Consider the following 26,593-nt stretch of genomic DNA (forward strand, 5'->3'; position numbering starts at 1 on the left):
TTTCGGGGCGGGCATAAAGATACACGCGTTATGATGATAAAACAACCATCTGCGCGTAGGGGGATAAGAAAGGGATCCGAAGATCCCTAATCAGGCAGGCCATTTTGGCTGTCAGAACAGACGGCGCTTAGTGCGCGCCTCCGCCTCCGCCGCCCGCGCCAAATGGCGGTCTGGCAAACCACACCAGGCCCAGCAAGACCAGAAATACCCCGGCCGACATCCAGAAAATCTCATTGGCGGATATAATCAGCCCCTGATTGGTGATTTGCTGGGCTATCCAGCCGGATGCCTGCTGTTGTGACATCCCTAACCCCTGCAGCTGGTTATACATCTCCTGCGCGTTCGGGTTGTAGGGGGTGACAGATTCGGTCAGTTGCGCGTGGTGCATCGATTCCCGGTTAGTCCACATGGTGGTGGTGATCGATGTCCCGATGGAGCCCGCCAGCGTTCGGGTAAAGTTCGACAGGCTCGACGCCGCAGCCAGGCGCTCTGGCGGCAGGCCGGACAGCGTAATCGTCGTCAGCGGCATAAAGAAGCAAGCCACGGCGAAGCCCTGAATAAATTGCGGCCATGCGGAAGCGCCAAAATCCATTCCCGGCTCAAACGTATATGCGCGCCAGTAGAAGCAGACGGCGTACATAATAAAGCTGAATGTGACCAGCCTGCGCATATCGAGCTTATGAGCAAAACGACCAATGATCGGCGATAAAAGAACCGGGATTACCCCAACTGGCGCAGAGGCCAGTCCCGCCCATGTTGCGGTGTAGCCATAAACCTCCTGCAACAGTTGCGGCAGCAGCACGATCGCGCCGAAATAGAGCATATAGGCGAGACTGATACACAAACAACCGATGGTAAAGTTTCGCGACTTAAAGAGCGACAGGTCGACTATCGGATTCTCATCCGTCAACTCCCACACCACCAGAAAGCTTATCGATACCACGGCGACAATCGTCAGGATGATGATTTCGCGGGAATTGAACCAGTCCAGCTCTTTCCCCTGGTCGAGCATCACCTGCAGGCTACCGATACCCACGATTAATAACGCCAGCCCCACACCGTCGATGCGGCGTTGTTCGGTACGCGTTTCACGACCACGCAGCGATTGCAGGGTTAGCAGCACCACCAGGGCACCGATAGGGACGTTGATAAAGAAGATCCAACCCCAGTGGTAGTTATCACTGATATAACCGCCGAGGATCGGGCCGCAAATGGGGGCGACGATCACCGTCATTGACCACAACGCCAGCGCAATCGAACGTTTAGCGGGCGGGTAGTTACTCAGCAACAGGCTCTGTGAGAGTGGAATCAACGGCCCGGCGACAATCCCCTGAATGACGCGGAAGAAGATCAGCATGCTGAGGCTACTGGAAACACCGCACGCCCAGGAGGCGATAGCAAAAGCAACGGTGGACCAGAGGAACAGTTTGACCTCGCCCACCCGTTTCGCCAGCCAGCCGGTTATCGGAATCGATATGGCGTTTGCTACCCCGAAAGAGGTGATAACCCACGTCCCCTGGCTCAGGGAGGAGCCAAGGTTACCGGCAATCGTGGGGATCGCGACGTTAGCGATGGTGGAGTCCAGCACCTGCATGAAGGTCGCCAGCGACAGCGCAATAGTCATAATGACCAGTTGCGCCCCTTCCAGCGGTTTTCTCTGTTGCATTACGCGTACCTCGGATTAACCCGCGTTGGCCTTCACGATATTTTCAATCAGGGTGTTGACCGGTTGCAGGTCAAGCTCACGTGCGCTGCTCTCATACGCCGGGCTGGTGCGAACCTGGCTTGACAGTACCTGGCCGTCACGGTTGGTGGTATCAACATTTACCAACGTGGAGAGGCCGATACGCAGCGGGTGATCGCTCAACTGCTTTGCATCGAGTTCTATACGTACCGGCAGACGCTGAACCACCTTGATCCAGTTACCGGTGGCATTTTGTGCCGGAAGCAGTGAGAAGGCGCTGCCTGTACCCATATCCAGACCCACCACTTTGCCTGTGTATTTCACTTCGTCACCGTAAAGATCGCTGACGACAGTCGCAGTCTGGCCGATACGCATATGCGCAAGCTGGGTTTCTTTGAAGTTTGCGTCCACCCACAAACCGGTCGCCGGAACCACGGCCATCAGTGATGTCGTCGGGCTTATTTGCGCGCCAGGCTGGACGGCACGGCGAGAAACATAACCGGTGATCGGGCTGACAATTTTGGTTCGTTGCAGCGCGAGCCAGGCGTTACGCAGCTCAGCGGCGGCCTGTTTTACCGCGGGTTGATCTTCCAGACGGGTATCCAGAATCATCGCCTGGTTGGCGTTATATTGCTGAATAGCAACATCCAACTGCGCCTGCGCAGTGGCGACGGCGTCACGGGCATGTTGCAGCTCTTCGCGACCAATCAAATTAGCATTACCCAGCGGCACTCGGCGATTTAAATCCGTTTGTGCCTGAGCCAGAGCGGTACGTTGTAATTCGATACTTGCCTGTAGTTGTTTGCCGTTGATCATCAACTGACGGGTCTGGCGAACGCTTGAGGCCAGCGCGGTCTGTGCTTTTTCGAATGCCTGTTGGGCATCGGTGGCATCGAGGGTCACCAGCACATCCCCTTGTTTGACGTAGTCGGTATTGTCAGCCCAGACTTTCGTCACGCTGCCGGATACCTGCGCCATGATTTGAACCTGGTTCCCTGCCACGTAGGCGTCATCGGTTTCCTCAAAATGACGCAGTACTAAAAACCAATAAATCCCATATGCCACGGCAATAACAATAAAGAGCAAGGTCAACAGCAGAAGGGCGCCTTTGCGTTTGCCTTTCTTTTTGACCGGTTGCTGCGGGGTTTGACTCTCCGCATTTGCGCTCATGCTTTTCTCCACGATCTTATTATTTCATATCGGCAAGGCCGACCTGTTTTGTCAGAAAGGCCAGCAGTGTGACGTGCCGGCCTGACGGAATTCTTATTCAATCTGGATGTTCGAGCGGATCTCAGCGTTAGCGCAGCGCCTCAAGGATGGTGCCGTCTTCGTCCATTTGATCCAGGCGAGTGAGCAACTTGCGTGTGATGTGCTCGAGTTGGTCTTTTTCAGCGGTTGTCAACGAAGACCAGAGTTGGTGCAGACAGTTGTGCTGCGGTGGCAGAACCTGACGCAGGAATTCATGCCCTTTATCGGTCAACTGCAGATGCAGGCAGCGACGGTCATTGTCGCTTTCACGGCGTTCAATCCAGCCGCGTTTTTCCAGCTCATCGGCGATACGGGTCGCATTGGTGCGAGAAGAGCCCAGCGCGCTGCTCAGTTCGGATGGCTGAATACTGTGATTTTCCTGAGACTCCAGGGTGATTAACGCCATAAATAATGTTTCGTTAATCCCTTGAGCTTTCAGCATTTTATTGCGATTTTCCAGCAGCTTACCCTGCATGTGCATACACAGGCGGGTGAGCAGAATTTCCTGGAACGGGAAATCTTCATAGCGGCTGGCGCGGAATTTAAGCATTTGTTCAATGGGCGTAAACGAACTATCCATTTGGGCATAACCTCATTAATTGCAGTCGATATAGTAACGACAGTGACAAATAAAGTAAATGTATTATTTTCTCTAATAAATTTGCTTTAGTGATGGGACTGTCAGTAATTTCCAGACGATTCCGTAAGCGAGCGCGCGCAATAATCCCGCAATACTCAGGCTGTACGTTTTCCAGAAACGCAGCCCCGGAGAGAAAAATAAAACGTTAACGCAGCCCGTAAGGGGCGCGGCAGGGATGAAGAACAGAGTGATGCGGGAGAAGAACTTGCCGGATGGTGAAAAACCTGGCTCTGTGGCATGCAGGTCGAATGGGAATGCCACAGGAACGTAACTCAGTACGTCAGGAAGACGGTCTTTGATCCCTTTCCGAAATGTTGCAGGTGCAACGGGGAAAGGGTCGGTTGTCGTATCTGAACTATCCATAGTATGTGTTAAATATCACCCACGTTAAAATCACCGGGATAAATAAGTCGCATAACCATATCAGACTCAGGGGCACCTTAACACCCCGGTTTTTTGGTGTTTCGACGTAACGTGGGCGTGATTTTATTCTGCTTTTTGCGGGTTTTGATAGCCTCGCCACCAGACCAACAGGTTAAGGGCAGCGAAACTGGCGCCTGCAATACTTACCCCGGTCCAGCCTGCATGCTGCCATGCGGATGCTGAGATAAGCGATCCGGCCGCGCCACCGACAAAATAACTGGTCATATAACCGGCAGTCAGACGGTTACGGGCTTCCGGTTCGAGGCGATAAATGACGGTCTGGTTAGTAATGTGTACCCCCTGGACGGTCAAGTCCAGGAGCAGAATCCCGATGATCAGCGCCAGTACCGAATGTTGTCCCCAGGCGATAGCCAGCCAGGAGAGAAGCAGCAACCCCAGCGAGACGGTGGTGGTCAGGTGAGCTTTGCCTTTGTCCGCCAGGCTGCCAAAAGGACGTGCGCCCAGTGCACCTGCGGCTCCCACCAGCCCAAACAGGCCTATCACCCCTTCTGAGAAGTTAAAGGGGGGGGACGCAAGCAGGAAGGCCATGGAAGTCCAGAGGATGCTAAAGTTGGCGAAGGAGAGGCAGCCCAGCAGGGCGCGGGTGCGCAGCACTTTCTCTTTAGCAAACAGTGAGAAGATCGACCCCAGAAGCTGCGGGTAATTCAGGTGAGTGTCCTGTTTGACCTTTGGCAGACCACGCCACAACGCAATTGCCATGATGACCATCAGCACGCTGGCTACCCAGTAGACCGTGCGCCAGCCGCCAAGGCTTGCCAGCAAGCCGGCAACGGTTCGCGCCAGCAGAATGCCGAGCAACAAGCCACTCATAATCGTGCCGATGACCTTGCCACGTTTTTCCGGTGCGGCAAGGGTAGCGGCCAGCGGGACGAGGATTTGCGCCACTACCGAGAAAAGCCCTGTCAGCGCGGTGCCAAGAACCATCATCCCCAGCGTGGAACTGCTGGCCGTGATCAACATTCCCCCCGCAGCCAGCAGGGTCATACAGACGATGAGCCGCCTGCGCTCAAACATATCGCCCAGGGGCACCAGGAACAACAAGCCTGCGGCATAGCCGAGTTGGGCTGCGGTGACAATAAAGCCAGCCTGATCGGGGGAGAGTGAGAAGGCGCGAGCTATCGCATCGAGCAGCGGCTGCGCGTAATAGTTGCTGGCGACGGAAAGACCAGTGGCGATGGACATAAGCGCTATCAGCGCCGGGCTAAGCCCATGATGGTGTTTGTTCATTTTGCTGGAATGATTCATTAGCTGATTATTTTCGTGGATACCAATAATAACGAATGAAGATAAAAAGAGGGGAGGGATCGCGTGTCGGTTAGTGCGGTCAGGTGGGTGTGATGCGCTCTGATGCATTCATCCTGAGGGAGAGGTAGCCCGGATAAGGCGCTTGCGCCGTATCCGGGAAGTGTCCCCGGTAACACTTCGCTTACCGGGGCTATGGCGAAACCAGGATGCCGGGTAAACGGCGGTTAAAAACCACTTTCTTTATTTACTTCTGTGCGGCTAGCGCCTCTTTCACCCAGCCGTCAAACTGCTGCTGGTGGGCTTTGATCCAGCCATCAACATGCCCCTGAATATCTGCTTCGGAAGCGTGACCGGCATGCATCATCGCATTCTGCGCATTAATATCGGCAATCGGCAACTTCATCACGGAGAACAGTTTCGCTGCCGCCGGGTTTTTCTCGGCCCAGGCTTTATTGGCGACAATATGCATGGTGTTCACCGGGAAACCGTAGTTCATGCCGTTAGGCAGTTTGGTGTCGATATTTTTCTGCTCGCCCGGCAGAGAAGAGAAGGGCACCTGCAGCCAGACCACATCTTTCCCCGGTTTCAGCACATCACTGACCCAGTATGGCGTCCAGGTGTAATAGAGCACGGGTTTGCCTTCTTTGAAGCGAGTGATGGTATCGGCCATCATCGCCGCATAATTGCCCTGGTTATGCACCACGGTATTGCTCAGCCCAAAGGCGTCAATCTGGTGGTTGATCACCGCTTCACAGCCCCAGCCCGGCGTACAGCCAGTCAGGTCAGCTTTGCCGTCACCGTTGGTATCAAACAGTCTGGCGATTTTGGGATCTTTAAGCTGGTCGATGCTTTTGATTTTGTACTGCTCGGCGGTTTTCTTATCGATCAGATAACCCTGCGCCGCACCGGTCACAAATGTCCCTTCACGGTAGAACTTTTTATCCCCGCCTGCCGCCGCATACATATCGTCGTGCAGTGGCTGCCAGTTCACGGCGGTAAAGGTGACATCCCCTGCGGCCATAGAGGTGTAGCCGACGTTGTAGTCCACTTCACTCGGTTTATTGACGGTATAGCCGAGTTTTTCCAGCCCGCGGCTGACTAATAAGGTCTGGAACGCTTCTTCGGAGATGGTGCTCTGAAACGGCTGCACGGTGATGCCCTTGCCTGGCAGATCGGCCGCGAATGCGCTGGTGGAGACAAGGGTGGCAAACGCTGTGGCGAGAATGATGTTCTGTCGCATCGTTGTTATTCCTTAATTTGACGCCCTTCATACTTCACGTCGCAGATGTATTGACGTTCTCGTTCACCCCGGTCACCGACTTCTGTAAGTTCCTGGAGGTATCACTGCAGCATCGCTTTCCTGCAACGTGAATGATTGCGGGCAAAAGTGTGAGCGTTAGCTCGCCCGGAAAGTCTGTGTTTCCGGGCGGCTACATCGTTACTTAATGAACGGGCGAGTAATTAACCCAAGCGGGCCGGTGCTGTACCAGCGACGATTACCCCGGCTGCGGGCATCGCGACCCATCGCCTGTGTCAGGCGGTCGAGGATGATGGCGAGGATAACAATCCCCACGCCACCAACGGTTGCCAGTCCCATATCGAGACGGCCAATACCGCGAAGTACCATCTGGCCAAGCCCGCCGACGGCGATCATCGATGCGATCACTACCATGGAGAGGGCAAGCATAAGCGTCTGGTTGATCCCCGCCATAATGGTGGGCATGGCCAGTGGTAACTGTACTTTGAACAGCATCTGACGCGGACTGGCGCCAAATGAACGTGATGCTTCAATCAAATCTTCCGGCACCTGGTTAATACCCAGGATCGTCAACCGCACCACCGGAGGAAGGGCAAAGATAATGGTCACTACCACACCCGGTACGTTGCCGATACCAAACAGCATGACAATTGGCACCAGATAGACAAACGCAGGCGTTGTCTGCATGGCATCGAGCAGGGGACGGATTATCTTCGCCGCACGTTCGCTGCGCGCCAGCCAGATACCAAGCGGTAAGCCGATAATGATGCAAAACAGCAGGGCGGTCAGTACCAGTGCCAGCGTGACCATCGCCTGCGACCAGGCGCCGATTGCGCCAATTAAAATCAGTGACACCAGCGCTGCGATGCCCATTCCGGCACTGCTGATTTGCCAGGCGATCAATGAAAAGACGATGATCGCCACCGGCGCTGGCATGCCCAGCAGTAATTGCTGAAAGGCGCTTAAAATGTAATCTACCGGTACGCGGATGCCCTGGAACACCGGACGGAAGTGGGTGACGACCCAGTCGATCCCCTGCGTGACCCAGCTGTCCAGCGGGATCAGCGTCTTATGGAACGGATCCATAATATTGAAATGCTCTGGCGCAGGCGTCGGGGCGTTGGCGAGCCAGTCGGCTCCGCTGCCGTCCGTCGGTGCGGGGGATGATCCCCATGCGTCAGTCGATTGTGCCGCGCTGTCGGTTGCCGGTGCGCTCTCCCACGGGTTATTTTGATCAGCCATTGTTTGCCCCCTCGCGATCTAAAGCCTGTAGCAGCATCCGTTTGGAGATGATGCCGACGTACTGTTGTTCTTCACCGACCACGGGTACCGCGCAGGGCGCCTGGCCAACATGAGAGAGCAATTCGCTGAGCGGCGTTTCCGCTTCCACGGCAAGCGGGGAATCGATTAACGCCGCATCGATACCCTGGTTCTGGCTCAGCGCCGTTTTCAGAGAATCGATGGAGACAATGCCGACAAATTTATTTCCGCGTTCAATGACATAACCGTACTCACGGTCTTCATCCTGCAACATTTTCAGGGCTGAGCGTGGGCCAAAACCTGGCGTTCTGCGGATAAGGCCAACCGGTGTGCGACGGGCAATATCTTTTGCGCTAAATACCTGGCTAATATCCACGCCACGGAAGAAGGTTCGCACATAATCATTTGCCGGATTATTTAATATTTCATCCGGTGTTCCGACCTGAACGACTTCGCCGTTTTGCATAATAGCAATCCGATCGCCAATACGCATTGCTTCATCCAGATCGTGGGAAATAAATACCACGGTGCGTTGATGGCGCGACTGTAATTTCACCAGCTCATCCTGCATCTCGGTACGAATTAATGGATCGAGTGCTGAGAAGGCTTCATCCATTAATAGAATATCGGGATTGATGGCTAATGCGCGGGCCAGACCCACACGCTGGCGCATACCGCCAGAGAGTTCATCAGGATAAGCATGGGCATAATTTTCCAGCCCGACCTGACGCAATGCGTCTAATGCTTTTTCCTGACGTTCGCTGGCGCTGACACCCGCTAACTCCATGCCAAACGCAGTGTTGTTTAACACTGTCAAATGCGGCATCAGGGCGAATGACTGGAAGACCATCGCAATCTTTTTCCTGCGCACCTCACGGAGTTCAGCATCAGATATTTTGGCGATATCCACGCCATCAATCAGTACCTGCCCGCGGGTGGGTTCAATCAGGCGATTGAGAAGGCGTACCATTGTGGACTTACCCGAACCGGATAATCCCATGATGACAAATATCTCGCCTTCTTCAATGGCCAGACTGGCGTCTTTAACGCCAAGCGATAGCCCTGTTTTTTCCAGAATTTGTTCTTTCGAAAGTCCTTTTTCAATATATTTGAAAGCTCGCTGCGGATGCTCACCAAATACTTTGTAAAGGTTTTTAACTTCTAATTTAATTGCCATGCAATAGAACGGTTCCTGTTATTTATTTATGTCGATATGTTACCTGATGCGAATAATTGACCGCGTATACCCTAACATACTGAGATTCTGTGACAACCCTCCATTCCCGTATTCGCGGTATTTGACAAGTGCGAAATCGCCTGAATTTCCCATGAGATAAGGGCTGAGCGGTGACTGAATTTTTATGAGATTTTTCTTGTTTTGGCGTTGAATTTTGATATTGCACACGTTGTTTCAGCAGAATATGACGGAAGAATGACGCCGGAAATAAGGGTGAATATTCGCAGAGAGGATGGGGGAATTATATTTGCCAGGTACCAGTCCCGGATAGCGGCGTAAACGCCTTATCCGGGCTACAAAACCGTAGCCCCGGTAAGCGCAGCGCCACCGGGGATATTTCAGCTTATTGGAACATTAAAAATCCCAGTCCTCGTCCTCGGTTTCCACTGCTTTGCCCATTACATAAGACGAGCCGGAACCCGAAAAGAAGTCGTGATTTTCGTCGGCTCCAGGCGAGAGCGCCGCCAGAATCGCCGGATTGACTTCCGCCATGTCCGCCGGGAATAAGGGCTCATAGCCAAGATTCATCAGCGCCTTGTTGGCGTTGTAACAGAGGAAGGCTTTAACATCCTCCGCCCAGCCGGAATTGGCGTATAAATCTTCGGTATAGGTCACTTCGTTCTCGTAGAGATCCATCATCAGATCCAGCGCGAAATTCTTGAGTTCTTCACGCTGTTCAGGGCTGACGGTTTCCAGCCCTTTCTGATATTTATATCCAATGTAATAGCCATGGACCGCCTCGTCGCGAATGATCAGACGAATCAGATCCGCCGTGTTGGTCAGCTTGCCGCGACTGGACCAGTACATCGGCAGCCAGAAGCCTGAATAGAACAGAAATGACTCCAGGAACACGCTGGCAATTTTCTTCTTCAAGGGATCATCGGCACGGTAATACTCCAGAATCAGCTGAGCTTTACGCTGTAGCGCCGTGTTTTCTTCACTCCAGGCATAAGCCGCATCCACATCTTTTGTCTGACATAGCGTGGAGAAAATCGAGCTGTATGAGCGCGCATGCACGGCTTCCATAAAGCTGATATTCGACAAGACCGCCTCTTCATGTGGCGTCAGGGCATCGGCCATTAATGTCGGCGCGCCCACGGTATTCTGGATGGTATCAAGCAACGTCAACCCGGTAAAAACACGGATCGTCAGCTGCTGCTCCGCGTGGCTCAACGTTTGCCAGGCGGGGATATCGTTCGATAGCGGTACCTTTTCCGGAAGCCAGAAGTTACTGGTCAGGCGGTTCCAGACCTCAAGATCTTTATCATCCTGAATTTTATTCCAGTTAACTGCGCTCACCCGTGATAGTGGTTTCATCCTTTTCTCCTTACAGCGCGCAGGACACGCAGCCCTCGATTTCAGTACCTTCCAGCGCCAGCTGGCGCAGGCGGATGTAGTACAGCGTCTTGATGCCTTTTTTCCACGCATAAATTTGTGCTTTGTTGATATCGCGCGTGGTGGCGGTATCCGGGAAGAACAGCGTCAACGACAGCCCCTGATCCACATGCTTTGTGGCTTCGGCATACGTGTCGATAATCTTCTCCGGCCCGATTTCATAGGCATCCTGGTACAACGCGAGGTTTTCGTTGGTCATAAACGGGGCCGGGTAGTAAACGCGCCCGGTTTTGCCTTCCTTGCGAATTTCAATTTTCGACACGATCGGGTGAATACTCGAGGTGGCGTGATTGATGTAGGAGATGGACCCGGTAGGCGGCACCGCCTGCAGGTTCTGGTTATAAATGCCATGGCGCATCACGTTCTCACGCAACTGCTCCCACATACTGCGATCAGGGATCGTGATGCCGCTTCGGGCAAAGAGCGCACGGACTTTCTCTGTTTTCGGCTGCCAGTCCTTTTCCAGATACGGCTGGAAATACTCCCCACTGGCATAGCGTGACTGTTCAAACCCGGCAAAACGCTGGTTGCGTTCACGGGCCATCATCATTGAGGTGTTCAGCGCATGCCAGGTGATGGTGTAGAAATAGAAGTTGGTGAAATCCAGTCCCTCTTCGCTGCCGTAAGCAATGCCTTCACGCGCCAGGTAGCCGTGCAGGTTCATCTGCCCCAGGCCAATGGCATGTGATGCCGCATTTCCGGCTTCTACCGACGGAACCGAGCGGATATGACTCATACTGGAGACTGCGCTCAGGCTACGCACCGCCGTTTCCACCGTGCGGCCAAAATCAGGCGAATCCATGGTATGAGCGATATTCAGCGAACCGAGATTACAGGAGATATCATGACCAATATCCACGTAATCCAGATTCTCATCCAGCCTGGATGGGCTGTTGACCTGCAAAATTTCGGAGCACAGGTTGCTCATATTGATACGCCCGGCAATCGGATTGGCGCGGTTCACCGTATCTTCAAACATGATGTACGGGTAGCCCGATTCGAACTGGATTTCGGCCAGTGTCTGGAAGAAATCGCGAGCATTAATGTATTTCTTGCGTACGCGATCGTCAGCAACCAACTGGTCGTACATTTCGCTTACTGCAATATCACCGAAGGGTTTGCCGTAGAGGCGTTCCACGTCATAGGGCGAGAACAACGCCATCTCGGCATTCTCTTTCGCCAGACGGAAAGTGATATCCGGGATCACTACGCCCAGTGAGAGCGTTTTAATACGGATTTTTTCGTCGGCGTTCTCCCGTTTGGTGTCGAGGAAACGCAGAATATCCGGGTGGTGCGCGTTGAGGTAAACGGCACCGGCACCCTGACGCGCACCGAGCTGGTTGGCGTAAGAGAAGGCGTCTTCGAGCATCTTCATCACCGGAATGACGCCTGACGACTGGTTCTCAATGCGCTTAATCGGCGCGCCGGCTTCACGCAGATTAGAGAGCAAAAAAGCGACGCCGCCGCCGCGTTTGGACAACTGCAGCGCTGAGTTCACCGCGCGACCTATCGACTCCATATTGTCTTCAATACGCAGAAGGAAGCAGGAGACCAGTTCGCCTCGCTGTTTCTTGCCGCAGTTGAGGAAGGTGGGCGTCGCGGGCTGGAAACGCCCTGTAAGGATCTCATCGGTGAGTTGCTGCGCCAGGGCTTTATCACCCTGTGCAAGGGTTAGCGCCACCATGCACACCCGGTCTTCAAAGTGTTCGAGATAACGCTTGCCGTCGAAGGTTTTCAGCGTATAGCTGGTGTAGAACTTCCACGCACCGAGGAACGTCTGGAAACGGAAACCACTGGCATGTGCGCGAGCAAAAAGGTCGACCACGAAAGCGCGATCATAACGTGCCAGCACGCTTTCATCGTAATAGCCTTCCTGTACCAGATAATTCAGACGTTCATCCTCGCTGGTGAACGTGACGGTATTGGGCAATACGTGACCCGTGTAGAAGGCATCTACCGCCTGGTGATCTTTATCGAACTGAATGCGGCCCGCTTTATCGTACAGATTCAGCATGGCGTTCAGCGCATGGTAATCCGGTGCGGTTTGCATCACGCGCTCTGCGGTTGTCGTTGCCAAAATTCGCTCACTCCTTTACGCACGTTTTCAATGTCCTGTTGGGTTCCCATCAGCTCAAAACGATAGAGAAACGGCACGTCGCATTTCTGCGAGACCACATCGCCCGCTCGCCCGTAGGCCTCGCCAAAATTGCGATTGCCGGAAGCAATCACACCGCGAATCAGGGCCCGGTTATGCTGATCGTTTAAAAAGCGTATAACCTGACGCGGTACGGCACCTGCCGTACCGCCGCCGCCATAACTGGGAACGACAAGGATATAGGGGGCGTCTACCTGGATGCGCTCACGCTCATTGAGTGGAATACGCACCGCTGGCATCCCCAGCCGCTCGATAAACCGCTGCGTGTTTTCCGAGCTGCTGGAGAAGTAGACGAGGATGCTCACGCGCTGGCCACACGCGGCGCGGTATGCAGACGGTTAATCATATCCGGGCGGAAACCAGACCACCGCGTTTCACCTGCAACCACGACCGGTAACTGACGAAAACCCATTGCGCGCAGTTCATCCGCAGCCTCCGGTACCAGATCGACGTTCACCATTTCGAATTCAAGGCCACGGCTCTCCATCGCCCGTTTTGTGGCGTGGCACTGTACACAGTCATTTCGAGTGTAAATAGTAATGCGCATGATTCGTGTTTCCATTTAAAATAAGAAAACGGCGCGAAGATTCGCGTCAGTCGTGTGTTTGTTGCTAACAGGAATACTAGATGTAGTTAATAAAACTTTCAACCACACAACATATAGGAAATTAAGATAAGTTTTTCCGGGTTGATGAGCGCAACGAGGAGGGCGTGGTGTATGCGTAAAACATGCCTGCTGGCAATAAAAAACCCCGCACGTGCACCACGTCCGGGGTTGAGGAGGGGAGAGTAAACGGGATTAACGGCGGTTACAAATCAGCGCGCCCAGGAAAATCCCGACGGCGGCGACGGCTCCCAGTGCATAGACCGGATTCTCTTTAACATAGGAACTTGCACAGCTTACCGCGTCACGGGCTGCCTGATGTGTAGGTGTCCGACCATGCAGACGTGCCCTGGTCTCTCTTAACAGCGCCTGCGCTTTACGACGCGCGGTATCCGCTTCGTCTTTTGCATCGCTACCCAGAGACTTCAGCACATCTTCCAGGCTATCAGCCAGTTTGTGAACATCATTCTGGATATCCTGAACGCCATCATCTACATCACTGCGATTAGGTCTGTTAAACATCGGATCCTCCTTTGTTTTCGATGTGAATTTCAGTTTAGACCATAATTTTGTGCAGCTAATCACCGAAACGGCATTTGCCCTCGTTTATGGACTTTTCTGAAAGCGTTGCTAATGCTGAGTAATGTAAGGTTGCGATGCAGTAAAAAGATGACGAGGAAAAAATATGTATTTACGACCCGATGAGGTGGCACGCGTTCTTGAGAAAGTGGGATTTAAAATGGATGTCGCTACACCGAAGACCTATGGTTATCGCCGTGGGGATAATTACGTGTATGTTAATCGAGAGGCGCGAATGGGACGTACGGCGCTCATCATTCACCCCACGCTAAAAGAACGAAGTCTGTCCCTTGCGGAACCTGCCTCGGAAATCAAGACGTGCGATCACTATCAAAACTTCCCGTTATATTTAGGCGGGGACGCGCAGGAACATTACGGTATTCCCCATGGTTTCAGTTCCCGACTGGCGCTTGAGCGTTTTTTATCGGGCCTGTTCGGCGAGTTTCAATAAACAGTGACAGGCACAGGCCTGTCACTCTACCCTCAGGCTTTCGCCTGCTGAAAGCTCACACCAAACAGACGGCGGCAGTAATCCAGGAAGTAGCCATACAGCGCGCCCATCAGCATCGACAGTACCGCATTTGAACTCACCGCTGCGACAATTTGATGCCAGTCGGCGCCGACAGTCAGCAAAATAGCGACATATACCGGCGACTGGAAGGTGACATAGGCTACAACATCGGCCAGCGTCCGCATCCCGCTTTTCGGGCTAATACGGCGGGCATAACGCATGATCGCATCACGATACAGACCATAAGGCCAGGCAATAATAATGTTGACCGGAATAGCAACCAGACGTGATGAAAGTGACTGCTCGAAGGTCATTCCAGAGAGGAATATTTCAATGAGCATGTTCACTACCGAACAATAGACAACCATTGCAAAGGTGTCTGCCACGGCATGACGCAGGCGGGACTGCGAAGAGAACATGGTACTGCTCCTTGAAAAGATAAAATAAGCTGATACCGGACGGTAACTAGCAGTTTGCGGTAGTTCATTTGATGGTGCTAGATTATCTGTCTGGATATAAACTAACAACTAGCTAATAATTTTTATTTATTTTGTTTTTCTGGATAAATCGCTCTGCTTTTGTCTGTTTTTTGCGCATTTCATTATTTTTGTTGGGGTGGAAAATAAAAGTATTTAATATCATTAGCTTATGGATGACTTGTGAAGTTATTCACAAAACCACGCATCGTGGCAATAACCACTTTCAGCAAACAATCCTTTCGCTGTGTTCGCAATTCAAGTAGTAGCATTTTTTATGCTAAGCAAACGCTTTTACCAGTGTTAAATGCTGTTTATCTGACTGGGTAACTATGCGGATTCTTTGCATAAAGAAAGGTGATGGAGGCTGGGAATAGAGAGTAAGTTGCGGTGAGGGGCTCACCGCAAAAAGGGGGTTAGCAGACGCCGAAATCGCCCTCTTCTTTATAAAGAGAGACGTCAGCCGTTTTGAGCGTAATTTTTTCTGCCGCGTCATTGTGCACCGGTACGGCGACAATTTGGTCCTCATGCACTTCAATGACTTTTAGCTTCGGCCCGCCGATACGCGGCTGCACAACATCACCAACACTAATCATATTGTCCTCCTTAATTCCTTGTCATTAAACCTTAGCGCGAACTGCCCACAAGGTACAGTTGGGCCTGATTATGGTTGCTATTGATGAAATGTTGTTTTGCGTAAAAGAGGGTAAAAGCACAAGGCATCGCTGGCGGCGCCATATAAAAAGACTAACCTTTAAAATTAAATGCTTTTTTTACAATCACCTGCATGTGTATCGCAATGGAGTAGTTATGGGTTTTTGGCGTATTATTTTTACAATTATTCTTCCCCCGCTGGGCGTACTCATTGGCAAAGGCTTTGGCTGGGCTTTTATTCTCAATGTTATTCTGACGCTGCTTGGCTATTTCCCCGGTTTGATTCACGCTTTCTGGGTCCAGTTACGTGACTAACAGGCGAAGGGCGAGGTCATTCGCCCTTATGTTTTCATAACTCATTGTTAAATCCGTATTTCCTCCTGTTTTTTGTGCAAATCCGTAAAGTTCTTCGCCGTTGAGACGATAAAAAATACGTTTGGCATTAATTCTAAGGAGAAGAGATGAGCATTAAGGATGTCAGTTCGATGGCCAGTTTGAGGGCTATGCCTGCTACCCGCCAGGAAACGATACATGCCATGACGGGAAAAAACGTTGATCCTGTGGATTCCTTTGAGGTTAGTCTGTCGCCGGAAGCGATGGCGCAAGCGAAGGATAATTCAACGCCGCCGACTCAGGAGGAGAGGGACGCGAGCGCCCGTGAGGTACTCAACCTGCGTAATCAGGCGATAGCGCGTATGCCAACGGGGCCGAGTCTTGCGAGTGATTTCTATACCGATCCCGCCACCGCCAATGACGCGGTCAGTTTTCAGGCCTTTTTCCAGAACGCCACGGTTAGCGCCGATGAGATGGCTGACGCACTGCATAAAGCCCTGAGCTCCCCAACCCAAAGTGGGGATTACACCACCAATGCGATGGATCTGGCCTTAACCCAGGCCAAATTGAATCTGGTGGTGCAGAAGTATGTGACGACGGATTATCAGAATGAGGCCAGCGCATTTGTTGCCCGGTTTATTGGTGAGAAGTCGTCACAGGCCGATCAGATGACCAAAGTGGTCCTCACTCAGGCGAACAGATTGTCAGAAAGCCTTGGGGATCGCGACCAGGCTCAGCATCATCAGGATGCCATCGCGCAACTGGCGGAAGGCACGCATCCTTCTCAGAAGATCCGCAACGAAATGCTGAGCCTCACCGCCAGCACGACAGACAGTGAGGCCTGGTTCTCATCAATTAATAACTGGGTTGAGCAAAACCGTTCGTTGCCGTACATCCTTGAAATCGAGAAAGGCCATATCAGCGCACTACATGAACAGTGGCAGAGTTTTGTCGCGGACCTGAAAACGGATGTCTAATCCACCGTCCCTCATTGACGGATGAGGGGCGATTAATATCCCACGGTATAGACGCGCCCTGTCTGCACGCCTTCAATGCTGCGGCGATAAGCCAGCGCCACCCGTGCGGCCGGCACGCTCTCAAATCCCGGAAAGAACGGGCCGTAGGCTTCTTGCGACTCGCTCAGCATGGTTGGGCTGACCACATTTATACGCTGTCCGCGTTTCAGTTCGCATGCCGCGGCTTTCACAAAACCTTCCAGCGCCGCGTTAACCGTAGTGGCATTCACCCCTTGTGCGATGGGCTCCTGGCCGACAATACCGCTGGTGAGCGTAATCGAGCCTCCATCCCGTAGATAATGTTGCCCCGTCAGCGCCAGACGAACCTGGCCGAGTAATTTATCCTGCAGGCCAATCGCAAAATCCCGGGTGGTCATTTTCTCCAGCGGACCAAAGAAGAGGTTGCCGGTGGTGGCGACGATGGCATCGACCCTTCCCACATTTTCAAACAGCGCTGCCACGCTTTCATCGGACGTGATATCGACATGGACATCTCCGCTGGTGCGCCCCGCGCGGATAATTTCATGCTCACTCTGGCTCAGTTCGTGCTCAACTGCCCGACCTACGGTGCCACTTGCGCCAATCAGTAAAATTTTCATCGTTATGCTCCTCGGTTGCTGGAGTGGCTATTCTTTCGCTAATTATTTATAAGATAAATGAGCTAAACGTTAATTGATTACTAAGTGTGGGTTAGTAATATGGATAAGTTGCGCAGTATGGAAGTGTTCGTTACCGTTGCGGATTGCGGCAGTTTCACCCAGGCGGCAGGCCAATTGACCCTGTCGGCGGTGATGGTGGGGAAATACATTAGTGCGCTGGAGGAGCAACTTGGCACAAGGCTGGTGGAGCGTAATACCCGGCGGCAAAGTCTGACCGACGCCGGGCGAGTCTATTATGAAGAGGCGCGCCGGGTGCTTGAGCAGGTGCACATGGCGGATACCTCCATTGAACGACTGCGTGATACACCCGCCGGTACGTTGCGGGTCAGTGCCTCCACCACGTTTGGCTCCTGTGTGGTGGCTCCGCTGACGGCCACTTTTCTGAATGCGTATCCACAGGTGCGCGTCGAACTGGACCTGAGCAACCGACGGGTTGATCTGGTGGATGAAGGTTTCGATCTGGCGATCCGCATTGGCGGGTTACACAACGATGATGTGGTTGCAAAGCCACTTTGCCTTTATCGCATGGTCATTTGTGCCTCGCCCGACTATCTGGCGCGGCACGGTGAGCCACATACGCCGGATGATTTACAGCATCATCGCTGCCTGTCGCACATGGTCTGGAATGCGAATAACGAATGGAAACTACCGGGAACGGACGGTGACATGTCCTGGCGGCGTGACCCGGTATTTCGCTGTAATGACGGTCAGGCATTACGCCTGGCCGCCGTTGCGGGAGCGGGGTTGTTACTCCAGCCGGAGATCTTACTCACCGATGAACTGGCAAACGGCAAACTGGTACGCGTGTTAACGGACTTTGCGCCGCAGCCGCGTCAGGTGTGGCTGCTTTATCGCCATCAGCGCCGTCCGTTACCTAAACTCACGCGCTATATTGCTCATTTGCTCGAAAATATTAACGCGTGGGTCGAGCTTTCCTGAGGGTAACGGCCCGCAAAATATAAGGCTCCAGCAGCCGGGCGACAGCGGCAAAGACGGGCACCACCACGGAGTTACCAAACTGGCGATACGCCTGAGTGTCCGATACCGGAATACGAAATGGCTTTTCGCCTGGCTTTTCAAACCCCATCAGGCGCGCGCATTCGCGCGGTGTTAGCCTGCGTGGACGACGCTGCTGGTTGACGGCGTCGCTAAAATTGCTTTCACCCAGTGCTTTATCCCAGCCGCGATCGACCAGAATTTCTGAGCCATCTTTGTGGTAGCGGGCCGATAAGGTTCGCGCCACGCTGCCGGCATGGGTGGGATCAACCAGCCCAAATCCAAAACCGTTGCCTTTCGCTGCGTGTTTCTTCGCGTAATGGAAAAGGTAATCCCACAGCTTGAGCGACAGAACATATTTCGCATCGACGGTGGGTTCAAGGAGCTCACCAAAGGTCGGCCTGCTATGCGGATAGTAGCGGTCAATATGGCGCAGGGTAAAATCTTGCTTTAGCTGTAAATCGCGACGAAAACCCACCAGTACTATCCGTTCACGGTGCTGAGGCAGAAAGTGTTTGCCATCCACAATCTTCGGATCGTCTTTACCGGTCGCTTCGGCGTCGGCCACGTCGTACCCCAGCTCATCAAGGGTATTCATGATCACCGTAAAAGTTTTCCCCTGATCGTGGCTTTTCAGGTTTTTGACATTTTCCAGTACAAAGATGGCCGGACGCTTGGCTTTGATAATTCGCGCGACATCGAAAAAGAGCGTGCCCTGCGCTTCGCATTCAAAACCGTGGGCGCGACCGAGGGCATTCTTTTTGCTCACCCCGGCTAAGCTGAATGGCTGGCACGGGAAACCTGCCAGCAGGACGTCATGATCGGGGATCTGTTCGTCGATATGCGCGTAGGCTTGCGCATCGGTGACATCCGCTTTGCCGCTCAGCGTGACTTCGCGAATATCCTGGTTAAAACGATGACTCTGTTCGTCGTTATACCAGTTGGCTTTATACGTACGCACCGCATTTTTGTTCCATTCGCTGGTAAACACACACTGCCCGCCAATCGCTTCAAAACCGTTACGGATGCCGCCAATACCGGCGAACAGGTCGATAAAGCGGAATTGATAATGCGGATGGTGCGCAGGCGGCGAGGGAAGCATTTTACGCAGCAAAGCTTCCTCAACGGCGGTAAAGGGCGCCGGGGTGCCTTTCCCATTGACCCGCCGGTTTAATTTTTCACGACTCCATTCGTTTTGACCCAGTTTGCGTAACTGTTCCGCCACATACTTTTGTCCGTAGATTTCCAGTACCCGGTCCAGCAATGCGTTGTCGTCTTCCCGTTGCCGTTTCTCTTCTGCTTCGGCCTGGCGCTGAAGCTCCTGCGCGATTGAATCAAATTCCGACATGACGTCTCCTTGGGTTAATGCGTGAAAATATATCACTCATTTGACCCAGAGGTGAGCATTACTGTTGATATCCATAAACGCCGGAACAGGACTCAAAACCGCTCTGCGCACGAATGTCATGCAACCGGAAGGATGACGGGCGTTTAAGGGCGGGGCAGCGACACCCACTTATAACCCAGCGCCATGGTGCCCAGTACGATAGTGGCCGTGGCGCTGATATGCATCAGAAAATCCAGCGCACTGACATGGGTTGGGTGACAAAGTGCGAGCAACGTCAGTGCCATGCAGGCGACGCCAGCCCCGGCGGCGGCCAGGCTACGTGCGGGGAATAAGGTGCGGGTGCGGCGCAGATAACCAATCACGATCGCCATCATTGGCACGCTTACTACAACCATAAAGAGATAGCAGTTTGTCCCCACTTCATTGCCTTGTACCGGGGGAAGGTGATGCAACCGCATGTTGGTAAAGGTAATAACAAGCCAGAGGCTGACCAGGGGCGCAAACCATTTCCAGCTCAGGGATTGCTGCCCCGCAATGCTCAGCAGAAAGGCGTTACGGATAGCCAGCGTGCCGGTAAGAAAGGTCAGAAATAGCTGGAAGATAACCCACGCAGCCCCTGTCTGTGACCAGTCGGTGAAGGTTCTGTGCACCAATAAACTGGCCAGCGCCCCGCAGGGCAATGCCATAACGATCCACGCCACCACCCGCCATCCAGGCTGCCACGGACGTTTTACGGGTTCGATGGTACGACTTAACTGCTCAATAAAAAGATCATGATCGGCCATGATGTGCTCCTAACCGACGAAGGTTATTTAATGCGCGATGCAGCAGAGACTTAACGGCTGCTACCGTCAGGTTGTTGCGTGTCGCGGTTTCCGAAAGGGTCATTTCGTGCAGATGAACATGTTCAATGACCTGCCGCTGGCGTGCCGGAAGCTGGTTTAACAACACGGCGAGTTCTTCCCGGGACTGGTGTTGCTCAACACTGGTGATCCGGTAACGATCCTCACTTACATACTCTGGCGCGTCGCTGTCGTCTTGTTCACGCTGGCGATAGCGACCACGACGGCGAAGCGCATCAACCGAACGGGCATGAGCAATTACCATCAGCCACGGCAAAAAAGGTGAGGCGGGATCGTAGGTATGACGGACCCTGTGCACGGTAAGCAGCACATCCTGAATCACATCTTCAATCAGTATGTCATCGTCAATCTGCTTACGTACCAGCGAGCGAATAACTGGAACCAGCGCTTTTAGCAACTGCGTGTAGGCCGCCTGATCGCCTGCCTGGGCAAGCGCCATCAATTGCGGCCACTGCTCACGTGTTGCTTCATATTTTTCCATATCCCGCCTTAATTACGGCTTCATGTCTTTTTACCGCTGGCTTGCGTCAGGGCGTTAACCACAATCGACGGAGTGAGCACCTGCGGCAAAATTTTCGGTTCGCTGCCATCTGCGGGATAGACCACATACAGCGGCAGACTGCCCTGACCCAGGGCGTTCATTGCATCATCAATATCGGCATTAAATTTGGTCGAGTCGGCCACCATATAGAGCGTGCCCGTGCGCGCCAGCGCCTCTTTTACGGCCTGCGTAGTCAGAGATGTCTTCTCGTTTACCTGACAAGTGATACACCAGGATGCAGTAAAATTGACGAAAATCGCTTTACCGTGACCACGATTATCCGCCACATTTTGCGGCGACCATTTTACCTCTTCGATATGTGCCGCCGTCTGAACAGGTGCGCCGTTTTTGATAACCGACGGCAGCGGAACAATCACCGCCAGAATCAGCACAGCGGTGACCGCAAACAACGCGAGATGCCGTTTACCGGCAAAACGCCGCTGCTGCGCCATGCCATAGAGCCAGGCGGCGAAACTCAGCACCACGGAGGCGGCCAGAATCGCAGCGAGAGCGGTGGTGCCAGCCTGCTGAGCCAGTACCCATACCAGCCAGCCGAAGGCGCCGAACATGGGAAATGCCAGGCCGCGTTTAAGCGTATTCATCCAGGCGCCGGGGCGTGGCAGCCATTTTCCCAGTGCCGGAAAGAGGGAGATAAGACTGAACGGCGCCGCGAAACCAAGGGCGAGAGCAAAGAAGATAACCAGCGCCACGGCAGGTGGTTGCACCAGAGCATAACCAATCGCACCTGCCATAAACGGGGCCGCACAAGGCGTAGCCACAATGATCGACAGTGCTCCGGTCAGCGCCGCCCGGGCAAACGCGCCGCGCTCAATAGATATTTCTCCAGCGCGCTGCATTGACAGACCCACTTCAAACACGCCGAGTAAATTCAGGGCGGCACCCAGGATAATCAGGGCGAGAAAGGCAATGACCAGTGGCGACTGGAGCTGAAAGCCCCAGCCAACGGCAGTACCACCCACGCGCAGGGCCAGTAGAATCGCTGCCAGTATGAGCATGGTGACGACCGTGCCGAGCAAAAATCCAAGCCCTTCTTTGCGGGTCTGCGTTGTACTGTGCGAATGGCGAACCAGGCCCAGCGCCTTTAGCGAGATTATCGGGAAAACGCAGGGCATAAAATTGAGGATAATGCCGCCTGCGAAGGCGGCGAGCATAGCAGTTAACATAATGATTCCCTGAAGGCTAATGGGGTGGTTGACATCTGCCTCTTACGAATGCGAATTCGCGTACTGTTTCACCGCTTCCATTGTTTTCTGAATATGGGTTTCAGGGTTTCTGTCAGTGTAGCTCAGCAGGATCTTACCGTCCGGTGCGATAACAAACGAGGTGCGGTCAGACAGCGTTTTGCCGTTCATCTGCATCAGCGTCTGGTACTCCGCAGCGACTTTCGCGCCCGGGTCCGCGGTGACGGTGAACTTATCGCGGCACTCCAGTTTAGAAAACTCATCTACCTGGTCCACATTCCCTGCAGTCACGCCGATGACAGTCGCGCCCATTTTCTTGAAATCATCGGTGGCTTCGGCAAAGGCGTGGGCTTCGATGGTGCAGCCTTTACTGAATGCTGCCGGGAAGAAGTAGAGGACTACGGGGCCTTTTTGCAGCGCTTGTTTCAAGGAGAACGTTAGAGGCTTGCCCGCCAGTGCGCCCTGCAACTGAAAATCGGGGGCCTGCGCACCGGTCGGCAATGCCGCCTGGGCATTGAATATCGGCATTGAAACGCTAAGCAGTACGGCAGAGGTAAGGCTCAAAAAGAGTTTTTTCATCGGTGTCATGTTGCGCTCCACAGGATTTGATAATTTGACATTCATAGACAATTCGCTGGATGTCGTGGGAAAGTTTCGCCTGAAATAAAAAAAATGACGTGCGCGAAAAAGAGACGGGATGACCGCCCTATTTCACGATGCGGTCTCGGTAGCCGGGTAACACGTCTGCGGCTGCCTGCCGTTTTACGCCGCATGATTATTTAACAGGCGGGTGCTCGCATCGGCTTGAAGAAGAACCGTGACGTATTAAGCGTAGATAACATCGGGTATTAATGTTAACGGTCCGGGGGACAGAGACCCGCCGCGATGTTATTGGTCCGGATAAGCAGAACATTTTTTATGCTGGCGCTGCTGCTAATAATGAGAACGACTGTTTTATTGAACCGGAGGCGTCTCTATCCGTTAAAGGAACCAGCTACGACAGAGAAACATATATGTACTGAGGGCAGCATCAAGTACTGTAATGTGAGGACGCAGGCAGGAGGTTTTTTTAATTCACGGTCGCGTGTTTAAGATTATTCCGTGACCGATGGTTAACCATCGTGGGATATCGGCATAAGTGTCAGGTTACGCCAGATAAACAATTTCATCGCATTGAGGGGGAGCGTGCCTCCCCCATAGCTGGATATTAGATTGCGAAATCTTCCAGTTTTTTCCCTTTTTCAAGCGCCGAGGTAATCGCTTTAGGCGTGCGACCCTGGCCCGTCCAGGTTTTTTCGCTGCCGTCTTCGTCGATATATTTGTATTTCGCCGGGCGAGGCTCACGGGTAGATTTTGTTTTTGTCGCCTGTCCTTTTAAGGAGGAGATAAGCTCTGCCGGGTCAATGCCTTCCTCAAGAAGCTTCACGCGAAAGGCCTCGAGTTTTGCCTGTTTATCCTCGAGTTCCTTACGCTGAGAGGCTTCTTCTTCGCGGCGTTCTTCAACGATGACCGTAAATTTTTCGAGAATATCTTCAAGATATTCCAGACTAACTTCACGCGTCTGAGCACGCAGTGTGCGAATGTTGTTTAAGGCTTTCAGTGCTTCTGACATTTGCAGATCCTTTTACTTGAATTTGGTGGTGTTTCGAATGGCTTCTTTGCGAATAGTTCCTGGAAACTAAACGAGCGTATCATTTTTGTTTCTCAGTTGGACACAATGTATATACCGTGTATGCAAAATAATATATAGCAAATTATGAATAGAAATGTCTGTCTTTTAGTGTCATTACTCTTTTTTTTCTAAGTAGAGTATTTCGGTGCTCAGTAAAAAGCATAACCCCTTCCATCAACCTGAACCATTTTATGGAGTGTTACCATAGAAAACCCCTTTCATTACAGGTCTTTTTCCTGTTGATTGCCAATGCCACCCAGTATTTGGTCGTTACGTCTTGCTTATATTCGAAACAGATGGTGAATGATTTGTGCGCTTTGTCGCGAATTCTAAATCAAACCGCATCGTTTGTTGGGGGTAATCGGTCTTGTCAGAAAGGCGGGTTTTACTTGATCAATTGTAAAGGTGACCGTGTGAAATAGCGTTTTAAGAAATATCAGTTGTAGGTTGTCTTCTTTTTATGCTTTTTACTGACTGCAGTTATCCAGCTCGGCAGCAAGCCTGTTTATCTCATCCTGAATATATTTTCGTCGTAGTTTAAACAGCAAGCCTGCAGGAATAACTCGCTCTATTATTGTCGGCTTCCTGGTCACGTACTCCATTACGAGTCGTTTAACATCTTCTTCTGTCCAGCTATCCATCACCGGCGTTGGGTTGTAAAGAAGATTTGCCTGGAGGGTAGGGGCAACTTCTTCATCCAGAATCATGAAGATCTTTTCCCGGCTTAAACCGGAGTCATTCAGCTTTTGTGCCATCCATCGGTAGTCGTAGTCCTGGAGTACCCGCGCAGTAAAAAGCTCAGATAACGCATGCCAGACGAGGGCACGGCTGGCCAGTTCGGCTTCGGTAATATGCATTCATTTATCCCCTGCGGTGAAACATCCAAGGCGCTAAAAGCAGTTTTACCAAATGAATGGAACGTGTCAACGCTATGCAGGATGGGGCACATACAACAAAAAAGCCCGCAGGGCTTACGCCGTGCGGGCTCTTAGGACTTCATCGGATGACTCTGGTAATCATCGATGGAGAATTTTGGGCTGGCGTCCCTGTAATTACTTACTCATCAATTTGATTTTTAATAATATTTACATTTTATTTTTCACACATGGTTCTAAAACGGAACCATAAATCTTAATGACATGAGTTCTCATGATTATCAGATTTGTAAATTGTATCAAAAGGTAACAAAATTCTCAGTTCAACTTCCTGTCGGTAGCTGAAGTCGCAAGAAGGATCAGCTTTTCACCGATTAGTGTATACGGTAGTTTTTCAGCATAACTGAATTGTACCCGTAGGGCTGAAGTGGTTTACTGAATTTGGCCACCTGAACAGAGGTGATATGCTCACCTCAGAACAACACAGGTGCCATAATGAAAAAAAGAAATTTCAGCGCAGAGTTTAAACGCGAATCCGCTCAACTGGTCGTTGACCAGAATTACACCGTGGCAGATGCAGCCAGCGCTATGGATGTCGGCCTTTCCACAATGACGCGATGGGTGAAACAATTACGTGATGAGCGGCAGGGAAAAACACCAAAAGCCTCCCCCATTACCCCGGAACAAATTGAAATCCGTGAGCTCAGGAAAAAGCTACAACGTATTGAAATGGAAAATGAAATATTAAAAAAGGCTACCGCGCTCTTGATGTCAGACTCCCTGAACAGTTCTCGATAATCGGGAAACTCAGGGCGCGTTATCCTGTGGCCACTCTCTGCCATGTGTTCGGGGTCCATCGCAGCAGCTACAAATACTGGAAAAACCGTCCTGAAAAGCCAGACGGCAGACGGGCTGTATTACGCAGCCAGGTACTTGAACTGCATGGCATCAGCCACGGCTCTGCCGGAGCAAGAAGCATCGCCACAATGGCAACCCAGAGAGGTTACCAGATGGGGCGCTGGCTTGCTGGCAGACTCATGAAAGAGCTGGGGCTGGTCAGTTGCCAGCAGCCGACTCACCGGTATAAGCGTGGCGGTCATGAGCACGTTGCTATCCCGAATCATCTTGAGCGACAGTTCGCCGTAACGGAACCAAATCAGGTGTGGTGCGGTGATGTGACCTATATCTGGACGGGTAAGCGCTGGGCGTACCTCGCCGTTGTTCTCGACCTGTTCGCAAGAAAACCAGTGGGCTGGGCCATGTCGTTCTCGCCGGACAGCAGGCTCACCATGAAAGCACTGGAAATGGCATGGGAAACCCGTGGTAAGCCCGTCGGGGTGATGTTCCACAGCGATCAAGGCAGCCATTATACGAGCAGGCAGTTCCGGCAGTTACTGTGGCGATACCGGATCAGGCAGAGTATGAGTCGGCGTGGAAACTGCTGGGATAACAGCCCAATGGAGCGCTTCTTCAGGAGTCTGAAGAACGAATGGGTGCCGGCGACGGGCTATGTAAGCTTCAGCGATGCAGCTCACGCAATAACGGACTATATCGTTGGATATTACAGCGCACTAAGACCGCACGAATATAATGGTGGGTTACCGCCAAACGAATCAGAAAACCGATACTGGAAAAACTCTAACGCGGTGGCCAGTTTTTGTTGACCACTTCAGGCAGTACCAGCATAGGTGGAGAATG

27 protein-coding genes are annotated in these 26,593 nt (G+C 52.4%); 5 read left to right on the forward strand and 22 right to left on the reverse strand.

Going from position 1 to position 26,593, the window contains the following annotated elements:
• Positions 1-127: 127 nt before the first annotated feature.
• From emrB to AB182_RS05090, 12 genes are all read right to left on the reverse strand, one after another.
• The gene (gene emrB / locus AB182_RS05035) at positions 128-1,666 is read right to left on the reverse strand and encodes a multidrug efflux MFS transporter permease subunit EmrB (protein ID WP_047369146.1); all 1,539 of its coding nucleotides are present in this window, start codon (positions 1,664-1,666) and stop codon (positions 128-130) included.
• Between the two features lie 15 nt (positions 1,667-1,681).
• Positions 1,682-2,854 (reverse strand): multidrug efflux MFS transporter periplasmic adaptor subunit EmrA, encoded by a 1,173-nt coding sequence (gene emrA, locus AB182_RS05040; protein ID WP_047369147.1) that lies wholly within the window; start codon positions 2,852-2,854, stop codon positions 1,682-1,684.
• A gap of 127 nt (positions 2,855-2,981) precedes the next feature.
• Positions 2,982-3,512 carry a transcriptional repressor MprA gene (gene mprA, locus AB182_RS05045; RefSeq protein ID WP_047369148.1) on the reverse strand — a complete coding sequence of 177 codons (531 nt, stop codon included), beginning with the start codon at positions 3,510-3,512 and terminating at the stop codon, positions 2,982-2,984.
• A 546-nt stretch (positions 3,513-4,058) separates the two neighbouring features.
• Positions 4,059-5,243 carry an MFS transporter gene (locus AB182_RS05050; RefSeq protein ID WP_047369149.1) on the reverse strand — a complete coding sequence of 395 codons (1,185 nt, stop codon included), beginning with the start codon at positions 5,241-5,243 and terminating at the stop codon, positions 4,059-4,061.
• 262 nt (positions 5,244-5,505) lie between these two features.
• Positions 5,506-6,501, reverse strand: a complete 996-nt coding sequence (gene proX, locus AB182_RS05055; protein WP_047369150.1) for a glycine betaine/L-proline ABC transporter substrate-binding protein ProX — start codon at positions 6,499-6,501, stop codon at positions 5,506-5,508.
• Between the two features lie 198 nt (positions 6,502-6,699).
• Positions 6,700-7,761, reverse strand: coding sequence for a glycine betaine/L-proline ABC transporter permease ProW (proW, locus tag AB182_RS05060; protein ID WP_047369151.1), 1,062 nt, complete (start codon positions 7,759-7,761; stop codon positions 6,700-6,702).
• Positions 7,754-8,956, reverse strand: a complete 1,203-nt coding sequence (proV, locus tag AB182_RS05065) for a glycine betaine/L-proline ABC transporter ATP-binding protein ProV (protein ID WP_047369152.1) — start codon at positions 8,954-8,956, stop codon at positions 7,754-7,756. Before proV ends, proW begins: the two co-directional genes overlap by 8 nt.
• A gap of 414 nt (positions 8,957-9,370) precedes the next feature.
• Complete coding sequence (gene nrdF, locus AB182_RS05070) at positions 9,371-10,333, reverse strand: class 1b ribonucleoside-diphosphate reductase subunit beta (protein WP_047369153.1); 963 nt, start codon at positions 10,331-10,333, stop codon at positions 9,371-9,373.
• A 10-nt stretch (positions 10,334-10,343) separates the two neighbouring features.
• Entirely contained in the window at positions 10,344-12,488 is a 2,145-nt protein-coding gene (gene nrdE / locus AB182_RS05075) for a class 1b ribonucleoside-diphosphate reductase subunit alpha (protein ID WP_047369154.1), read from the reverse strand.
• On the reverse strand, positions 12,461-12,871 hold the full coding sequence (nrdI, locus tag AB182_RS05080) for a class Ib ribonucleoside-diphosphate reductase assembly flavoprotein NrdI (protein WP_047369155.1): 411 nt from the start codon (positions 12,869-12,871) through the stop codon (positions 12,461-12,463). Before nrdI ends, nrdE begins: the two co-directional genes overlap by 28 nt.
• Positions 12,868-13,113 (reverse strand): glutaredoxin-like protein NrdH, encoded by a 246-nt coding sequence (gene nrdH, locus AB182_RS05085; RefSeq protein WP_047369156.1) that lies wholly within the window; start codon positions 13,111-13,113, stop codon positions 12,868-12,870. The genes nrdI and nrdH overlap by 4 nt, the downstream gene beginning before the upstream one ends.
• 252 nt (positions 13,114-13,365) lie before the next feature.
• Complete coding sequence (locus AB182_RS05090; RefSeq protein ID WP_047369157.1) at positions 13,366-13,692, reverse strand: DUF883 family protein; 327 nt, start codon at positions 13,690-13,692, stop codon at positions 13,366-13,368.
• A 163-nt stretch (positions 13,693-13,855) separates the two neighbouring features.
• Here AB182_RS05090 and AB182_RS05095 point away from each other — a divergent pair, with 163 nt between their 5' ends.
• The gene (locus AB182_RS05095) at positions 13,856-14,200 is read left to right on the forward strand and encodes a DUF2002 family protein (protein WP_039077596.1); all 345 of its coding nucleotides are present in this window, start codon (positions 13,856-13,858) and stop codon (positions 14,198-14,200) included.
• A 32-nt stretch (positions 14,201-14,232) separates the two neighbouring features.
• On the opposite strand, the gene alaE is transcribed toward AB182_RS05095, so the two are convergent.
• The gene (gene alaE, locus AB182_RS05100) at positions 14,233-14,679 is read right to left on the reverse strand and encodes an L-alanine exporter AlaE (protein WP_047369158.1); all 447 of its coding nucleotides are present in this window, start codon (positions 14,677-14,679) and stop codon (positions 14,233-14,235) included.
• A 473-nt stretch (positions 14,680-15,152) separates the two neighbouring features.
• A complete protein-coding gene (locus AB182_RS05105) occupies positions 15,153-15,332 on the reverse strand; it encodes a hypothetical protein (RefSeq protein WP_047369159.1) in 180 nt (59 codons plus the stop codon).
• A 214-nt stretch (positions 15,333-15,546) separates the two neighbouring features.
• Here AB182_RS05105 and AB182_RS30220 point away from each other — a divergent pair, with 214 nt between their 5' ends.
• Both AB182_RS30220 and AB182_RS05115 read left to right on the forward strand, forming a co-directional pair.
• Positions 15,547-15,705, forward strand: a complete 159-nt coding sequence (locus tag AB182_RS30220; RefSeq protein WP_047369160.1) for a YqaE/Pmp3 family membrane protein — start codon at positions 15,547-15,549, stop codon at positions 15,703-15,705.
• 146 nt (positions 15,706-15,851) lie between these two features.
• Positions 15,852-16,700, forward strand: coding sequence for a hypothetical protein (locus tag AB182_RS05115; RefSeq protein WP_047369161.1), 849 nt, complete (start codon positions 15,852-15,854; stop codon positions 16,698-16,700).
• 32 nt (positions 16,701-16,732) lie between these two features.
• Here AB182_RS05115 and AB182_RS05120 read toward each other — a convergent pair whose 3' ends face one another.
• Complete coding sequence (locus tag AB182_RS05120; RefSeq protein ID WP_047369162.1) at positions 16,733-17,338, reverse strand: short chain dehydrogenase; 606 nt, start codon at positions 17,336-17,338, stop codon at positions 16,733-16,735.
• A gap of 99 nt (positions 17,339-17,437) precedes the next feature.
• Here AB182_RS05120 and AB182_RS05125 point away from each other — a divergent pair, with 99 nt between their 5' ends.
• Positions 17,438-18,337, forward strand: coding sequence for a LysR substrate-binding domain-containing protein (locus tag AB182_RS05125; protein ID WP_047369163.1), 900 nt, complete (start codon positions 17,438-17,440; stop codon positions 18,335-18,337).
• On the opposite strand, the gene AB182_RS05130 is transcribed toward AB182_RS05125, so the two are convergent.
• The 7 genes from AB182_RS05130 to AB182_RS05160 form a co-directional block, all read right to left on the reverse strand.
• Positions 18,312-19,742, reverse strand: a complete 1,431-nt coding sequence (locus tag AB182_RS05130) for a DNA cytosine methyltransferase (protein WP_047369164.1) — start codon at positions 19,740-19,742, stop codon at positions 18,312-18,314. The genes AB182_RS05125 and AB182_RS05130 overlap by 26 nt on opposite strands.
• Before the next feature lie 143 nt (positions 19,743-19,885).
• Entirely contained in the window at positions 19,886-20,527 is a 642-nt protein-coding gene (locus tag AB182_RS05135; RefSeq protein ID WP_047369165.1) for an NrsF family protein, read from the reverse strand.
• Positions 20,514-21,086, reverse strand: a complete 573-nt coding sequence (locus tag AB182_RS05140; protein ID WP_047369166.1) for an RNA polymerase sigma factor — start codon at positions 21,084-21,086, stop codon at positions 20,514-20,516. The genes AB182_RS05135 and AB182_RS05140 overlap by 14 nt, the downstream gene beginning before the upstream one ends.
• Before the next feature lie 20 nt (positions 21,087-21,106).
• A complete protein-coding gene (locus tag AB182_RS05145) occupies positions 21,107-22,330 on the reverse strand; it encodes a protein-disulfide reductase DsbD family protein (RefSeq protein WP_047369167.1) in 1,224 nt (407 codons plus the stop codon).
• Between the two features lie 42 nt (positions 22,331-22,372).
• Positions 22,373-22,936 carry a peroxiredoxin gene (locus AB182_RS05150; protein ID WP_047369168.1) on the reverse strand — a complete coding sequence of 188 codons (564 nt, stop codon included), beginning with the start codon at positions 22,934-22,936 and terminating at the stop codon, positions 22,373-22,375.
• A gap of 619 nt (positions 22,937-23,555) precedes the next feature.
• Entirely contained in the window at positions 23,556-23,960 is a 405-nt protein-coding gene (locus AB182_RS05155) for an H-NS family histone-like protein (RefSeq protein ID WP_039077584.1), read from the reverse strand.
• 527 nt (positions 23,961-24,487) lie between these two features.
• Positions 24,488-24,877, reverse strand: coding sequence for a DUF7079 family protein (locus AB182_RS05160; RefSeq protein ID WP_047369169.1), 390 nt, complete (start codon positions 24,875-24,877; stop codon positions 24,488-24,490).
• Between the two features lie 513 nt (positions 24,878-25,390).
• Between AB182_RS05160 and AB182_RS05170 the strand changes: the two genes are divergently transcribed.
• Positions 25,391-26,559 (forward strand): IS3-like element ISEc52 family transposase gene (locus AB182_RS05170; RefSeq protein ID WP_085929673.1). Its coding sequence is split into 2 segments (ribosomal slippage): positions 25,391-25,640 and positions 25,640-26,559, totalling 1,170 coding nucleotides; the frame shifts between segments, so codons are not numbered across the junction.
• Positions 26,560-26,593 lie beyond the last annotated feature (34 nt).

Source organism: Phytobacter ursingii (assembly GCF_001022135.1).
Classification (GTDB): domain Bacteria; phylum Pseudomonadota; class Gammaproteobacteria; order Enterobacterales; family Enterobacteriaceae; genus Phytobacter; species Phytobacter ursingii.

Coding starts and splice junctions, on each gene's coding strand:
- emrB (WP_047369146.1), bottom strand. CDS start 1,666: ATGCAACAGAGAAAACCGCTGGAAGGGGCGCAACTGGTCATTATGACT.
- emrA (WP_047369147.1), bottom strand. CDS start 2,854: ATGAGCGCAAATGCGGAGAGTCAAACCCCGCAGCAACCGGTCAAAAAG.
- mprA (WP_047369148.1), bottom strand. CDS start 3,512: ATGGATAGTTCGTTTACGCCCATTGAACAAATGCTTAAATTCCGCGCC.
- AB182_RS05050 (WP_047369149.1), bottom strand. CDS start 5,243: ATGAACAAACACCATCATGGGCTTAGCCCGGCGCTGATAGCGCTTATG.
- proX (WP_047369150.1), bottom strand. CDS start 6,501: ATGCGACAGAACATCATTCTCGCCACAGCGTTTGCCACCCTTGTCTCC.
- proW (WP_047369151.1), bottom strand. CDS start 7,761: ATGGCTGATCAAAATAACCCGTGGGAGAGCGCACCGGCAACCGACAGC.
- proV (WP_047369152.1), bottom strand. CDS start 8,956: ATGGCAATTAAATTAGAAGTTAAAAACCTTTACAAAGTATTTGGTGAG.
- nrdF (WP_047369153.1), bottom strand. CDS start 10,333: ATGAAACCACTATCACGGGTGAGCGCAGTTAACTGGAATAAAATTCAG.
- nrdH (WP_047369156.1), bottom strand. CDS start 13,113: ATGCGCATTACTATTTACACTCGAAATGACTGTGTACAGTGCCACGCC.
- AB182_RS05090 (WP_047369157.1), bottom strand. CDS start 13,692: ATGTTTAACAGACCTAATCGCAGTGATGTAGATGATGGCGTTCAGGAT.
- AB182_RS05095 (WP_039077596.1), top strand. CDS start 13,856: ATGTATTTACGACCCGATGAGGTGGCACGCGTTCTTGAGAAAGTGGGA.
- alaE (WP_047369158.1), bottom strand. CDS start 14,679: ATGTTCTCTTCGCAGTCCCGCCTGCGTCATGCCGTGGCAGACACCTTT.
- AB182_RS05105 (WP_047369159.1), bottom strand. CDS start 15,332: ATGATTAGTGTTGGTGATGTTGTGCAGCCGCGTATCGGCGGGCCGAAG.
- AB182_RS30220 (WP_047369160.1), top strand. CDS start 15,547: ATGGGTTTTTGGCGTATTATTTTTACAATTATTCTTCCCCCGCTGGGC.
- AB182_RS05115 (WP_047369161.1), top strand. CDS start 15,852: ATGAGCATTAAGGATGTCAGTTCGATGGCCAGTTTGAGGGCTATGCCT.
- AB182_RS05120 (WP_047369162.1), bottom strand. CDS start 17,338: ATGAAAATTTTACTGATTGGCGCAAGTGGCACCGTAGGTCGGGCAGTT.
- AB182_RS05125 (WP_047369163.1), top strand. CDS start 17,438: ATGGATAAGTTGCGCAGTATGGAAGTGTTCGTTACCGTTGCGGATTGC.
- AB182_RS05130 (WP_047369164.1), bottom strand. CDS start 19,742: ATGTCGGAATTTGATTCAATCGCGCAGGAGCTTCAGCGCCAGGCCGAA.
- AB182_RS05135 (WP_047369165.1), bottom strand. CDS start 20,527: ATGGCCGATCATGATCTTTTTATTGAGCAGTTAAGTCGTACCATCGAA.
- AB182_RS05140 (WP_047369166.1), bottom strand. CDS start 21,086: ATGGAAAAATATGAAGCAACACGTGAGCAGTGGCCGCAATTGATGGCG.
- AB182_RS05145 (WP_047369167.1), bottom strand. CDS start 22,330: ATGTTAACTGCTATGCTCGCCGCCTTCGCAGGCGGCATTATCCTCAAT.
- AB182_RS05150 (WP_047369168.1), bottom strand. CDS start 22,936: ATGACACCGATGAAAAAACTCTTTTTGAGCCTTACCTCTGCCGTACTG.
- AB182_RS05155 (WP_039077584.1), bottom strand. CDS start 23,960: ATGTCAGAAGCACTGAAAGCCTTAAACAACATTCGCACACTGCGTGCT.
- AB182_RS05160 (WP_047369169.1), bottom strand. CDS start 24,877: ATGCATATTACCGAAGCCGAACTGGCCAGCCGTGCCCTCGTCTGGCAT.